13 protein-coding genes and 1 pseudogene are annotated in these 13,740 nt (G+C 53.0%); 1 reads left to right on the forward strand and 13 read right to left on the reverse strand.

Going from position 1 to position 13,740, the window contains the following annotated elements; all coding sequences use genetic code 11:
- On the reverse strand, positions 1-370 hold a 370-nt coding region (locus EJP87_RS06895; protein WP_153188664.1), incomplete at its 3' end, for a protein kinase domain-containing protein.
- Between the two features lie 5 nt (positions 371-375).
- Positions 376-921: a gamma carbonic anhydrase family protein gene (locus EJP87_RS06900; RefSeq protein WP_130471128.1), complete on the reverse strand. Its 546-nt coding sequence runs from the start codon at positions 919-921 to the stop codon at positions 376-378.
- Positions 922-1,275: 354 nt separating this feature from the next.
- On the opposite strand from EJP87_RS06900, the gene EJP87_RS06905 reads away from it, so the two are divergent.
- Positions 1,276-1,479: a hypothetical protein gene (locus EJP87_RS06905; protein WP_130471129.1), complete on the forward strand. Its 204-nt coding sequence runs from the start codon at positions 1,276-1,278 to the stop codon at positions 1,477-1,479.
- Between the two features lie 85 nt (positions 1,480-1,564).
- Here the strand turns inward: EJP87_RS06905 and EJP87_RS06910 are convergent, their stop codons facing one another.
- The 11 genes and pseudogenes from EJP87_RS06910 to EJP87_RS06960 all read right to left on the reverse strand — a co-directional run.
- Positions 1,565-2,920, reverse strand: a complete 1,356-nt coding sequence (locus EJP87_RS06910) for a class II 3-deoxy-7-phosphoheptulonate synthase (protein WP_227657503.1) — start codon at positions 2,918-2,920, stop codon at positions 1,565-1,567.
- Between the two features lie 51 nt (positions 2,921-2,971).
- Positions 2,972-3,709 carry a methyl-accepting chemotaxis protein gene (locus tag EJP87_RS06915; RefSeq protein ID WP_130471131.1) on the reverse strand — a complete coding sequence of 246 codons (738 nt, stop codon included), beginning with the start codon at positions 3,707-3,709 and terminating at the stop codon, positions 2,972-2,974.
- Positions 3,699-4,400 carry a nucleotide-binding protein gene (locus tag EJP87_RS06920; protein ID WP_130471137.1) on the reverse strand — a complete coding sequence of 234 codons (702 nt, stop codon included), beginning with the start codon at positions 4,398-4,400 and terminating at the stop codon, positions 3,699-3,701. Before EJP87_RS06920 ends, EJP87_RS06915 begins: the two co-directional genes overlap by 11 nt.
- 205 nt (positions 4,401-4,605) lie before the next feature.
- Entirely contained in the window at positions 4,606-5,046 is a 441-nt protein-coding gene (locus EJP87_RS06925; RefSeq protein WP_130471132.1) for a hypothetical protein, read from the reverse strand.
- Positions 5,047-5,114: 68 nt separating this feature from the next.
- Positions 5,115-5,513 carry a hypothetical protein gene (locus tag EJP87_RS06930; protein WP_130471133.1) on the reverse strand — a complete coding sequence of 133 codons (399 nt, stop codon included), beginning with the start codon at positions 5,511-5,513 and terminating at the stop codon, positions 5,115-5,117.
- An 84-nt stretch (positions 5,514-5,597) separates the two neighbouring features.
- Positions 5,598-6,419 (reverse strand): hypothetical protein, encoded by an 822-nt coding sequence (locus EJP87_RS06935; RefSeq protein WP_130471134.1) that lies wholly within the window; start codon positions 6,417-6,419, stop codon positions 5,598-5,600.
- 191 nt (positions 6,420-6,610) lie between these two features.
- Entirely contained in the window at positions 6,611-7,231 is a 621-nt protein-coding gene (locus tag EJP87_RS06940) for a hypothetical protein (protein WP_130471135.1), read from the reverse strand.
- A complete protein-coding gene (locus tag EJP87_RS06945) occupies positions 7,228-7,824 on the reverse strand; it encodes a hypothetical protein (RefSeq protein ID WP_130471136.1) in 597 nt (198 codons plus the stop codon). The genes EJP87_RS06940 and EJP87_RS06945 overlap by 4 nt, the downstream gene beginning before the upstream one ends.
- Before the next feature lie 154 nt (positions 7,825-7,978).
- Complete coding sequence (locus EJP87_RS06950; RefSeq protein WP_130471138.1) at positions 7,979-11,587, reverse strand: efflux RND transporter permease subunit; 3,609 nt, start codon at positions 11,585-11,587, stop codon at positions 7,979-7,981.
- A 715-nt stretch (positions 11,588-12,302) separates the two neighbouring features.
- Positions 12,303-13,493 (reverse strand): efflux RND transporter periplasmic adaptor subunit, encoded by a 1,191-nt coding sequence (locus EJP87_RS06955; protein ID WP_227657505.1) that lies wholly within the window; start codon positions 13,491-13,493, stop codon positions 12,303-12,305.
- A 48-nt stretch (positions 13,494-13,541) separates the two neighbouring features.
- Positions 13,542-13,740, reverse strand: a pseudogene (locus EJP87_RS06960) (SCP-2 sterol transfer family protein); the annotation flags it as partial.

Raw genomic sequence — 13,740 nt, forward strand, 5'->3', positions numbered from 1 at the left:
TGGTGATCACTCGTGACAATGGTAGCAACTGTTTGCTTTCAATTACTTCGCGCAGATTTTCGCCTTGCAACAGCTCCATGGCGATAAACGGAATCTCTCCCTCTTCATTATATTCTTGAAAGCGGGCGATATTGTGGTGCGAGAAGGAGCCGAACAGGCGGGCCTCTTCGCGCAGGCGCAGCAGCAAGCGCTGTCGGTCAGCGGCGCTCAACAGGGTTGGGTGGATGGTTTTGATGGCTACCCGATGTTGTTGATGACTATCAAAACCCTCATATACCGGACCAGTTGCTCCCTGATCCAACAGACGAACCACATGATAGCGCCCCAAACGGCTGGGTTCGTTGTCCCACTCTCTAGGCAGCCGATTCATCGGTTTTAACCCGAGGCATGTGTGGAGAGGCGATATTCGTTGGCCAAGCGCACATAATTTTCTGTGGTGGCGGCAATGGCCCGTCGCGCCCGCTCATCCAGGATACGCACCATTTTTGCAGGTGACCCCAGCCACAACTCGCCGGCACCGACCCGTTTACCAGGTGCCACCAGACTGCCAGCTCCAACCATGGCCTCTTCTTCGACCACTACCCCATCCAGGACAATGGCGCCTATCCCCACCATACTGCGTGCGCGCAGATGACAGGCATGCAAGGAGACCTGATGACCGATGGTGACATCTTCATCGATCAAGAGAGGAATGCCCTGTGGATGCTCTTCGGTCACTCTGGTGACATGGAGGATGGAGCCATCCTGCACATTGCTGCGGGCACCTATGCGAATATAATTGACATCACCGCGAATCACCACGCCCGGCCAGATAGAGCAATTTGCTCCGATATGGACATCACCAATGATTACCGCCGATGGATGCACATAGGCGGTTGGGTCTATGGATGGCCAAATATCCCGATACGGTTCAACAGGCATAGACTGTTTCTCCAGGTTGCACGGTCCAGCTCTCTGTTGGCAAGCATGGTTTGCCACGAGGCGAGCAAATTGATTTTCTCCTTAATGCACATAAACGCATAAATTGGGCCAATCATATAGCGACAGCAGAACTGCTTCCGCTACCGACCAGCCGTCAAATTGGGCGCATAACTGTCATTATTTCGACGTTTATTGGATTTGTTTATCTGTTTTTTTAATGATTTTCAACGGATTGCGGAGAAGTAGTGACTGGCAAGCGCTTTGCATTAACGATCCCTATCAAATCGTTACCGGCTTGAATCACCCAGAGCCGCTCTTGTTGCACTATCAACCCCTATCGGGAGGATCAAGACTATGGAAGATTGGCTACTCTCCTCGTCACGCCGCCATGGCAATGGCCTGTTGGATCGGCTCTCCAGCCATGCCGCTTCCCGGCAGCAGCAGACACCGGGTTTGCATGTACGCAACCGCTGGTCCAGTCTGAAACTGGGCTACCCCCCTTCTGCCGCGAGCGGACCAGCAGTCACAGACCGTCTGGCAGAAAGGAGTGTCATCTGAATGATCTATCCCAGCCTTTACTTGCCGACTCTCTTCCCGCAGGGGGGAAAGCGGCTCAGCATTCATATCGGACGGCAGCGGCTGTTTATACCGAACCGCGTAACAGTTCGGCCACCAGGAAAGCGACATCCAGGCTTTGTGCCACATTGAGCCGAGGATCACAGGTGGTTTCATAGCGTTCTGTGAGATGCTCCTCACGAATCTCATGGGAACCACCTATACATTCTGTCACATTGTCACCGGTCAACTCAAAATGCACACCGCCAGGAATAGTGCCTTCGGCTTGATGAATGGTGAAAAAGCTCTTTAATTCCGAAAGAATATGCTCCATAGAGCGGGTTTTGATGCGCCCTGGCGCCTCATAGGTATTGCCGTGCATGGGATCACAGATCCAGGCAATGGCCCGACCTTCCGGGGCCATGGCACGCAATAACGGGGGCAGAGTCTGCTCGATGCGTCCATGCCCAGAACGGGTGATCAAGGTTAAACGTCCTGGTTCATTCTGCGGATTCAAACGATCACACAACCCCAACACCTCGTCGGCTGTGACTGTCGGTCCGATTTTGACACCGACAGGATTTTTTACACCGCGTAAAAATTCAACATGGGCACCCTCCAATTGCCGGGTGCGTTCGCCTATCCACAGCATATGGGCGGAGCAGTCATAATAGTCCCCGGTCAGCGAGTCGCGACGGGTCAAGGCGCTTTCATATTCCAAAATCAGCGCCTCATGGCTGGTAAAATATTCTACCTCGCGCAGAACCGATCCATGCTGATGGCCGTTGATACCGATTGCTTTCATAAAGCGCAGGGCATCGCTCAACTGATCGGCGAGCAGGGCATAGCGCTGTCCTTGCGGGCTTTGCGCGACAAAATCTTGATTCCAGTTATGCAGTTGGCGCAGATCGGCAAAGCCGCCACAGGTGAAGGCGCGCAACAGGTTGATGGTGCTGGCCGATTGAAAATAGGCGCGCTCCAAACGGCGTGGATCGGGGATGCGGGCATCTTCGGTAAAAGAGGGATCATTGACCGATTCGCCACGAAAACTGGGCAGGCTGACCCCATTTTGCACTTCAACCGGGCTGGAGCGTGGTTTGGCAAATTGTCCGGCAATGCGCCCTACCTTGATGACCGGTTTACCGAGGCCATGGGTGAGAATGACCGCCATTTGCAACAAGACTTTGAGTTTGTCGCGAATGGCATTGGCGGTAAAATCGCTGAACGACTCGGCGCAATCGCCACCTTGCAGCAAAAAGGCTTTGCCTTGTGCTACATCAGCCAGGTGAGCCTTCAGATCCCGCACCTCCCCAGCAAAGACCAAAGGGGGATAGCGGCTGAGATTTTCATACACTTCATCAAGCAGGTTGCGATCGGGCCATTCAGGTTGCTGTAAGGCTTTGAATTGACGCCAGGACAAGGGTTGCCAGTTGGAGGTGGACACGGTATTCATTCCTTACTGAAAGCATATCAAGTCAATAATAGAGTTCGCTTCTTACCAAGGCATGAAGCGGTTCATAAAGCTCATCGGTCTGGTGGCGCTATTCATATCATAGCTCATGACATGAACTGCACCAGAAATCACATTAATCGCTTGTGCCAAGCCGGTCATATCCCTGGCCATTGGTACCAAGAGATTCAATTTGTTGGACATGTTTTCCATGGTTTTGGTCATGGTAACCATGTTGCGGCTGATTTCGTTGGTGGAGCGGTCCATTTGATTGACACTGTTGCCCATGCTGCGCATGGTGTCGGTCATCTGTTCCATATTGGTGGAAACACTTTGCAAATCGACCGACATGGTCTCCATATTATCGCTGATATATTCCAGGTGCGTTGACATCAGTTCAATATTGGTGGCCAATAAACCCACGTTGGTGGAAAGGCTGCCCATATTGACACCCATTTTTGGATCAATGGAGGAGGCCATTGTGCGAATATCTTGGGTCAGGCTGTAAATCAGAAAAAAGCCGTACATGGCCAAAATAATAAATGCAAACAGAGAAGGATAGACAATCAGCTCCCAACGCCGTGCACTTTTATCAAAGCTTTTGGCAAATTCAGCCAACACCATTCCCGAACAGTCGCCGCATTCGGCAAATTTGCCTGCCGGAATTACCGGATAACTTTTACGAGACCGGGTACGTTCACTCTCCCGCTCTCCCATGCCCCCCTCATCGGCACACGGTTGTTGTGGGGCATGCGAATCGGTTGGGTTATTTTCATCCGTCATCAGAAGGTGACTCCTTGTTTAATCTCTGAGCCTTGTTGCTTTTTTTCCGGAAGGGCGGCAGCTCCGGGTAGAGGCGAGCGGCCAATCCCAAAAACTCTTCCGCAGCCTTGTTGCCGCCGGGCAATTCAAATACAGCGCGTCCTTCGCTGAACGAACGACGGTAGGCCGTTCGTTGACAGATCCGGTTTTCCAACAGCGTTACTCCGGCCAATGAGGCCAAGGCGCTCTCTGTTTCCCGGGATTCGCGAATACCGGGATGGGTATCTGCCCGGTTTATAAACAGTAAAATTTCTGGTGGTTCTTTGCGATTGATCACTGTTTCATTAATTATATCGCGAAATCGTGCGGTAGACCAGACATCCGCTTGACTGGGCGGTACCGGAACCAGAATACGCTGTGCCATGGCGATGGCTTGGCGCATCGCCCACAGATTAGAGGCTCCCACATCCACCAAAACCTCACCCTGATGTTCGCGCATTATTTTGGTTGGATTGCTTTCCGGGCGATAGACAGTGATAGCCGGCTGGACCCCTTCTTCTTGTCGCACTTCAGCGACATCGCTTAAAGTTGCTTGCGGATCGAGGTCGAAAGCCACCACATTTTCTCCCGCACCGGCCAACCAAATGGCCAGATTAAAGGTAATGGTACTTTTGCCACATCCACCTTTCAGATTGCCGATCACAGTAATCATGGCTGGTCGTTTCCGAATCGTGCCAAGAGTGACGCTCACGCACTGCCGATTTACGGCAGCTTCCAGAGTGTAGATTACAGGGTTTACTGGGTGTTTGAAAACCATCCATCAACAGATGAGACAAAAATAAAAAAGGGGGATGCAAAAAATGCAACCCCCCCTTGATCCTTAACTGCTCATGTGGAGCGATCCGGAAGAGGCCAAACTATTTGCTGGCACCTTCGGCTTGTGGTGCTTGTGGTGCTGCGGGAGCATTCGGGCCACCCCAAGGACCACCATAGGGACCGCCATAGGGGCCACCCCAAGGAGCGCCGCCGCCATAGCCGGGTCCACCATAGGGACCACCATACGGGCCATAGCCATAACCATTGTTCCAACCATTGTTCCAGGCGTTGGAGTTGTTCCAGTTGTTGTTGCCATTGCCATAACCGGAAGCATCGCCACCCATGCTGAAGCCGAAATTGCCATTGGCCCGGCCATTGCCATTACCATTACCCCAACCGTTGTTACCCCAGTTGTTGCCCCAATTATTGTTGCCGTTGTTCCAACCCGGACCCCAGCCCCATGCGGAAGCCGAATCAGCGGTCAACAATACGGCGCTACCCAACAGGGCGGCCACTGCCAAAGCACTCAGACCTTTTTTCATTCCAAATACTCCATAAATAAAGCTGCAATTAACTGCTAACCTGTCACCTTTGCACAGTCTGGCGGTGACTACCATCCCCGGCCAGGGGCCCAACCGGGCCTGCCCCAACCAGGATAGCGGCCAGGAAACCAACCATTGTTCCAACCGTTATTCCAACCATTGTTCCAACCGTTGTTCCAGCCATTGTTCCACATATTGTCCATCATACCGTCAACATCGGCTTCGACATAAAAATTGACTTTGCCGCGTCCGTTCAACAATCCATTCCATGCATTATTGTTCAGCCAGCCGTTGTTCCAGTTGTTGTTCCCGTAGTCATTCCAACCATTTCCAGGCCACCAACCGCCTGGACCACCGTTCCATGGTGACTGGGGCCATCCTCCCCAGGCTTGTGCGCTGTTGGCCAGCGGCAGAGCAAGCACCGTCAGAGTCAATACCAGCAGGAGAGCGCGCAGCAGTTTGTGCATGGTTGATTCCTCCTTCCAAACGAGAGCACTGCGATAGCCGGAAATTAAGCCCATGCTTCCAAAGAGTTTTCTGCTATTGACTCTCTAGTCCCGGCGCCATCTGTCGTCACGAAAACGCCCACTTCCAGACCAACCCTCTCCTTCACGATTGCGATAGCGGGGTGTTGTCTCCTCCGCTGCCGGAGAGTGGCGTTCATCTCTCTGGCGCAACCATTCATTATTGAAAGCGTTACGCTCATTGACAAAGGGTTGAGTTCCCCAACGCTCTGCAGCATAGGGATTTGCTCCATAGCCATACCCTGGATAGCGTTCGCCTTCATAGCCTCCTGGATAGCTGCTCTCTCCCTCCCCGGCATTGTATGGGGAGGGTGCGCCGCCATACGGGGGTCCGAAAGCATAGGGTTGATAAGGCTGCATGTTGCCGCCATAGTTCCAACCATACTGCCAACGGCGAGCATTCCAATCATTGTCTACCCAACTGTTGCTGCGTCCCCAGGGGTCAAAACCAAACGCAGGATCACTCCACCAACTGGCGCCCCATGGATCATACAGCGGATAGGGAGCATTACGATTATTAGTGCGGTTTTGTGCTCCGTTGCGCGCAGTATGCTCTTCATCCCGGTCCCGGGCAGCGGGCCACTCTGCTGGACGACTGCTTGGCCGCTCTGGTTGACGCCGTTCATCTGTCATCCCAGGCAGCACCTTTTTCTCCTCATCCGATTGCACTTGTCTCATGAAGGAGCCGACAAATTTACCAAAACCTTGGCCCATCGTGCTGAGCTCTTTGTCGGAAGGTGCATCCATCGATGCTGCCGATACGGTATGTCCGGCCATTCCTGCCACAACACCTAATATTGAAATCAGTGGGCGATTCCATGATCGCACCCATTGGCGATGAATTTTCATAGTCAATCCGGGAAGCTGAAATTCTAAAGGAACGAATGAATCCGACCCCACCCCCCCAGAGTATCGTTAATCATGCGGTCTAATACCAGGATAAAAAGGAGTTACGAAACATCAGAATATTATTAAAATCTAATATACAATGTGCTTGCACCCTTTGCAACGAAAAAAATTAACCATGGCAAAAAAAACAACTATTTCTCCTTGGGCTTGTTTGATGCAGCGGGTGCCGGAAGATCTACTTTCATAAAATTGGCTGGTAATTCAAAAAGATGAGCTGGTTGTGGTGCTTCACGAATATGATGCATTTCCACAGTCAGTCCATCGGCATAACTTTCACGGATGGCTATATTCAAGCGTGGATCCACCCAGAGTTGTCCATAAGGGAGCTCGCCTTTGTCGCTCAAGACATGAATGCTCCAGTGCAGGGTGTTGCGCTCCTGGATTATTTTTTGTCCCTGTTTTTGACAGCGAAATTTTTTATGGCGACAGGGGCTGGTTTCATCTTCAGGCAAAGGGGGCCACTCTACGGCCAGGCCAGCGCGTTCCATATAGACCTGCTGTTTGGGAAAAATGGTCCATACCAGCTTTTGGTTGGGCTTAAAAATCATCCAGACTGGTTGTTCCTCTTGTTGGCTTTCGGTACGGATTCCCTCCTTGCCGACATACATACTCCCTTTGCTGCTACTGTTGGGACGGGAACTGTCGCTGCGGGTCACTTCAGCCGAAAACTCTATCAGGGAGGAGGGCAGGGCCAAGAGTTGTGAGGGGAAAATGCTGATTGCCGACAGAATCGCTAGCAAATATCTGATCATCGTCTTTCCCACCACTGCTCACTGTTTTGGTAACCGTTTGGCGGATAGCGACGACCTGCTCCACTAGCAGGAGGTGGTTCATATTCATAGGGGGGAGGCGCATCATAGGTACGGGGCGAAGATTCACGCTCTGCCGGATATGGTGGAGCTTCCCAACGCCAACGGTCGCGTGCCAACTCTCGATCGGAAGGATACCACAGGGGATTGCCATTGCGTTCCGTTGCACGTGGTGCCGAGTTGGAAAAGCCATTCTGTGGGTAGGAACGCATCCGTCGGTTCAAATCTTCGTTGCGCCATTCATTGGGTATCTCCCTGCCAGGAGGTGGTTCGGCCTCCCTGTATTCACGATCCGATCTCTCGGCATCGTTGTCGTGTGACCAGTACCGGGGCTGGCGACCGGCAGGTGAGGAGCGTTTGTCAGACTCTTCATCATCAGGACGCATAAAGCGCTCACCATAGCGGTATATTTCTGGAGCTTTTGGATCAACGGAGAAGCTCTCGCCGCGAGGTGGATCAACCCGATAATAGTTGATACCCCATTCTGGTGCCGCCCAAAGAGGCAGTGGTGCCGCAAGCAGTGCCACAACCGTCAAGCTGATTCCATGACAGAGCCTGGCCCAAGAGAGCTGTTTAGGTGTGCATTGTTGCTCTCTTGCCTGGCAATCATCATTCCAGTGCGTCTGCGGCCAACAGAACCGCCACCTGGTTGTTTCAGACAACTCGGCGGGAAGAGGCGCAGAGGACATCTTAGTTGCCTTCTCCACCGGAACTTTGCTCATTGTGCGTCGGCTTCAAACGGATCCCCCGCCGCACTGCTCCCTCTTTTTTGCCACCGCCAGCGGCATTGCCTTCGCTGCCGGTCTCCTCTTCTGCGGGATCACCTGGTTCACGGGGAGGGGTGATCACTTGAGGGGGTGTTTCATGGAGTGGAGGGGAGGAGAGCTCCGTATGTTCGGGGTTGCTCATAGTGGTGCTTGCTGCCGCTGTCGTTGCAGTGGTAACCGTTGGGGGAGTGCTTACGGTTGTCTGCGCTGGTGTGGTGCTGACTGTGCTTGCCGTGCCTTCTTTTACCGCAGCGGGAATCTCTACCTCCACTTGAATCGATTTGGGATAGGGGGATTTAGGCATCACGAAGGCATGTTGGGCGCTGACGCAGCCTAATGGGATTACCAACAAAGTCAGCAAGGTGGAGATCAAAGCCCCAAACAGCAGTGAGATGGCCATGCCCTGGAAAATATAGTCACCCAGAATGACAGAGGAGCCAGCCACCAAAGCCAAGGCGGTAATGATAATGGGCCGGGTTCTCGCTTTGCAGGAGAGGATGACCGCTTCGCGAACTGAGACTCCCTTAAGGATCTCCTGTTGGGTAAAATCAACCAGGAGGATGGAGTTGCGCACAATGATACCAGCCAAAGCAATAAAACCGATCATGGAGGTGGCGGTAAATTTGGCACCCAGGAACCAATGGCCCGGAACAATGCCCAACAGCGTCAGGGGGATGGGAGCCATGATAATGGCAGGCAGCGTAAAATTACCAAACTCCCACACCACCAACATATAGATCAAAATCAAGGCCACACCGAAGGCCAGACCCATATCGCGGAAGGTTTCATAAGTGACTGTCCACTCACCAGTCCATTCAAAACCGGATTTGCTGTAGGATTTTGGTGGTCCCATAAACTCACCTGCCATGGTGACGCCATCCGGTGTGCTGTATTTTTTCAGCATCTCCTCCACTTCCAACATGCCATAGATGGGGGCATCCAGTTTACCTGTCACCTCGCCTGTTACATATTCCACCGGGCGCAAATCTTTGTGGAAGACAATATCATCCTTCATCGCTTTGACAAAACGACCCAACTCACCCAACGGGACAGTATCCCCTTTGGGAGTAGAGATGGGCAGATCGGCAAGAGAAGAGATTTTGGAACGTACCTCCATCGGCACTTGAATCACGATATAGGTAGGTTCCAGGACGGTGCCACGCTTGACATCGCCCAACTGTGCACCACCCATGGCCATGCCCAAATTACGGTTGATGGTATCCACAGAGACCCCACGACGTACCGCTTTTTCGGTGTCCACCTCAAAGCGCCAGATTTCATGGGGGTTTTGCATGTAGCTGTCCACATCAACAATGGATTTGCTGCGACTGAACATGGCCAGCATATCCATGGCCACCCGACGCCGGGTAACAGCATCCGGTCCGGTCACTTCGGCAACCACTGATTGCAACACCGGAGGTCCAGGAGGCATCTCAACCACCTGAATTTTTGCTTTTAATTTATCGGCGACAGGGGTCAACATCTCCCGCACTTCCACAGCAATATCATGGCTATTGCGTTTGCGTTGGCTTTTATGGATCAGTTGCACCTGAATATCGGCTTCCCAGGAGTTGCGCCGTAAATAGTAGTGGCGCACCATGCCATTAAAGTTGAAGGGGGAGGCGGTTCCCACATAGGTTTGCATGGCAATCACTTCGGGCACTTTGTCGCGAATCATTGCCGTCATCTGATGGGCAAGATTAGCGGTTTTGGGCAGAGCCGTCCCTTCGTCGAGGTTGATCACCACATTAAACTCTGGCTTGTTGTCCAGCGGAAGAATTTTTACTGTGACTGCAGTGGTATAAAAGAAGAGCAGTGAGGCAAAAAAGCCGCCCACCAACAGCCCCATGAAGCCCCATCCTTTACGGGGATGATCGAGCAGTTGGTTGATGGTATAGCGATAGAAGCGTTCCAATTTTTCCGATGTGGCATGCTCGGCTTCGGAATGGGTATGCAAAGAGCGCATACTGGGTTTGATCATCATGGCCAGCCAGGGGGTAAAGATGAAGGCGGCAAAGAGAGAAAAGAGCATGGCCACCGAGCCCAGTGCGGGAATGGGGCGCATATAGGGGCCCATCATGCCGCTGACAAAGCCCATGGGCAGCAAGGCGGCAATCACGGTAAAGGTAGCCAGAATGGTCGGGTTTCCCACCTCACGCACGGCATCGATGGAGATGATGGGGCAGCATTTATCCTCCAACAACCAGCGGCGGTAGATATTTTCCACCACCACAATGGCATCATCCACCAGAATGCCAATCGAGAAGATCAAGGCAAAGAGACTGACGCGATCGATGGTATAGCCCATGATCCAGGCGGCAAAAACGGTCATCAAGATCACCACCGGGATTACGATCAAGGTGACCAGAGCCGGTTTAATGCCCAGGGCATACCAGACCAGAAGAGTCACCGCCATAGTGGCAACCAACAGCTTGAACAGCAGTTCGTTCACCTTTTCATTGGCGGTTTCCCCATAGTTGCGCGTAACCGATACCTGAACATTTTTAGGGATGATGCGTCCTTTCAGCTCTTCAATTTTTTCCAGCACCCCTTGTGCGACGGTTACACCATTGGAACCCTTTTTCTTGGCCACTGCGATGGTGACAGCCGGCAGTATGTCCGCAGCAAGCTGCTGTTCCGAACGGGAGCGTCCTGTCGTATAGGTGACCATTTGACTGGTCTCTTCGGGACCGGAAAAGACATTTGCCACATCGCGTACATAGATGGGTGCGCTGCCACGGATACCGACAATCAGACGGCCGACATCCTGGGAGGTACGCAGAAAGGCGCCGGTATAGACGTTAAAACCCTGATCTCCCGACTCCACCTTGCCCAGACCGGTTTCACTGTTGGCGGTTTTAATGGTTTGCGCAATTTGATCCAGGCTGATGCCATATCCTGAGAGACGTTCCGGGAAGACCTCTACCCGAATCTGTTCGGCGCGGCCACCCACGACAAAACCCTGGCTGGTATTGGGAATTTCATTGATCTGTTGCAGGAGATCCAGAGCCAAAACCCGCAACGCTGCATCATCGACATCTTTTGACCAGAGGGTCAAGGTGACCACAGGCACATCATCGACAGCTTTTGGCTTGACCAGTGGTTCAGAGACACCAGGAGGTATTTTATCTTTATTGGAGTGGAGTTTATCATAGAGTTTGACCAGCGAGGCTTCCATATCCTGACCGACCACAAACTCCACGGTTACCATGGCTTGTCCCTGCTGCGAGGCGGAGTAGACATGTTTCACTCCGGCAATCTCGCTCATGATCCGTTCCAGTGGTTCGGTAACCAGGGCAGTTACCTGTTCGGCTGAGGCACCGGGATAGTGGACAAAAATATCCACCATGGGCACGGAGATTTGCGGATCCTCCTGACGCGGGGTAAAGATCAAACCCAAAATGCCCATTCCCAGACAGGCAAAGAGCAACAATGGGGAGAGCGGGGAGTGAATAAACATTTTGGCCATATTGCCGGCCACCCCAAGATGGCTGGTGACATCTTTTTGAGGCAGTTCCGGGGGAGGTGGCATATCCGCTTTGCTGAATAATTTGCCCATCTGTCTGTGACCATCACTGTATCAAGAGAAGAGTTATCATCAACCATCCCCTGGCTGGCCGGTCAACCTCACGGATCCGCCCAGCCAGGGGGTGTTTGCCCAGGTAATACGCTTACGGCACGCTCACTGCACTATATCTGTTTCACTGTAACTATTCACCGCCCAAAGCTATTGCGGGTCCAGGGAGGGCACCTCCCTGGCCGGGTCCAGGGATGGAATCCCTGGGATTTTGTTTTAATCTTTTGCCTTTGGCGCGCTTTTCAAACTAAGCCGACGCGCTTTTTGCGTCGGCGCAGCGCGCCTAATGGAAGCAAGCTGTGGGCATTGGCGCGCATTTTTTGCGCCAATCCGCACAGCATCCCCATGGGAGTAGAGCTGGCGAGCCATCACGAACCTGAAAGTTACGTTTCACTTTACAAACGGGAAGAGGATTCAGCGGTAGGGCAAGCGCATTTGCCAATTTCCTCACTGTTGCCACAAGCGAAACGGTGCATGTCGGGCGTCCGCCCTCCCAAAGAGTGCCCCTGCGGGACACAAATCGGTGCGGCGTGCGCGAATGCTTAAACATTCGCTTTTGTGAAACGCCGCACATTACCAGCAGGGCTTTGCCCTGCACCCACCAGGAGAAGATTATCTCCTCCTGGACCTCCATAATAATTTTCTGGTTTTCAAATGCGCCTGCCCTGATTTAGCGGTTGACCCCTTTGGCTTCTGGTCCACCCAGCTCCCGCCAACCGGCTGCTGCCGCACTTTGTGCGGGATTGGCCAGGATTTGTTCACCGACCTGCAGGCCGGAGAGGACACTGACGGTCTTTTCATCGACCAGTCCACCGAGGCGAATCATCCGCAGCTCCGGCTCTTTGTTGGATCCGACCACCATCACTGCTGGCAGGCTGCCACGCCAAAGAATTGCTGATTTTTGGATGACAGGCATGCTTTTGATCGGCGTGGTGATGTCCGGGATCATGATTTCTGCATACATACCAGGACCGGCGGGTGCATCCTTGGGCAGATCCAGCTTGACTGTCACGGTATGCCGTTGTGGATCAGCCATGGGATAGATTTGCGCAACTCGTGTTTCGATGCGGGTATCACCCACGTCTACTTTGGCGGGCAGGATCATATCTTTTTTGATGCCGGGGACCAGGCGGGCTGGAATATCCACCTTGATTTGCAGGGTTCTGGTATCGGCAAAGGTGAGCAGAGGCATACCGGGTTGCACGGTATCCCCTTTTTCGACACTTTTGCTGATGATCACACCAGGAAAGGGGGCGACCGAACGGGTATCCCGCAATTTGGCATCCAACTCCTGAATGGAGGCTTGCGCTTGTGCCAGGCTGTGTTGCGCTTGATCGATGGCTGTACCTTGCGCATAGATCTGCGCACGGCGGGCCAATTCTGGATTGTCGTTGCCGACCATATCGCTCATGGGCATGGTAAACATGCGGTCGAACATGCGTGGCATGGCCATACCAGTATTATCGGAGGCCATGGTGGAGCCGGAATAGACCTGGCGGGTGTATTGAACCCGTGCGTTACGCCAGTTGGCCTCTGCCTGTGCCAAGGCTGCTTGTGCTGCACGACGTTTAGCCAGCAGGTCGTCGTTGTCCAGAGCTGCCAGGATGTCACCTTTTTTGAACCAATCGCCCTCGACACCTCCCAGATAGACAACGCGACCCGGCATTTGCGCCGTAAAGGCCACCTCTTTGTAAGGGACCACTGTGCCGCCCAAGGTTGTTGTCGCCCCGATATTGCTGGATTCCACCGTCAGCACCGCTGAGGGAGCGGAATATGTACTTGCTGCCAAGGCGGCGGTAGTACAGGCGAGGCCGGCCAGGATGGCTGACATGCCAAGGGAAAATGTGCTTTTCTTCAACATGGTACGCAGTCCCCTTACAATGTGACCTAATTCAGGCTGAATAACGACTTACACCCGTCCCATGACCGTAAAGGTCTTGATGAAGGGACCGGCCATACGTGGATCAGCGATCATGGCGCCATAATCACCCACTTCAAATTTAAGTTTGCGGGTGGTATAGGCCATACCCAATCCCATCATGCCCACGCCCTTGGCGATCCATTTTTCCCAGTTTTCCTGAGTGGCACGCAGATCCCAGTTCATGGTT

The organism is Candidatus Magnetaquicoccus inordinatus (genome assembly GCF_004217665.1).
GTDB lineage: Bacteria > Pseudomonadota > Magnetococcia > Magnetococcales > Magnetaquicoccaceae > Magnetaquicoccus > Magnetaquicoccus inordinatus.